The following is a 382-nucleotide window of genomic DNA, read 5'->3' on the forward strand; positions in this document are numbered from 1 at the left end:
CGAACGCGACCTGTTCGGCACCGTCCGGCTCGTCCGAAACTGGGGACCGGTAGGGGTCAAGGGGCAAGAAAAGGTCGACACCTTTCCTGACGAGGCCGAGGCGGCGCGAGCATTGGAAGCCTGGGCGACTACCCAACGGAAGAAGGGCTATAGCGATCTCTGACCATCGAGGATCCGCCCTGTAACATCTTGGATCCGATGATGCGGGTGCGGAAATTTAGAGGATTTGAGACAATCTGCTTGGTTTTCCCACCTGCAGGCTGCCGACTTACCAACGTTTTCAGGCAAGGCCGCTGAGACAATCTGAGAGTACGCTAATCGAATTTCGCGGAAGGCTTGTGTGGACGGCGCCTGCGTGGCAAGAGGGCTCTTGGTGTTTTGA

The 382-nt window shown here is 57.3% G+C and carries 1 protein-coding gene; it reads left to right on the forward strand.

What is annotated here, in order from left to right:
* The first annotated feature begins 10 nt into the window (after positions 1 to 10).
* Entirely contained in the window at positions 11 to 163 is a 153-nt protein-coding gene (locus tag LG661_RS24960) for a WGR domain-containing protein (protein ID WP_230534675.1), read from the forward strand.
* Positions 164 to 382 lie beyond the last annotated feature (219 nt).

Source organism: Microvirga roseola (genome assembly GCF_020866965.1).
Taxonomy (GTDB): domain Bacteria; phylum Pseudomonadota; class Alphaproteobacteria; order Rhizobiales; family Beijerinckiaceae; genus Microvirga; species Microvirga roseola.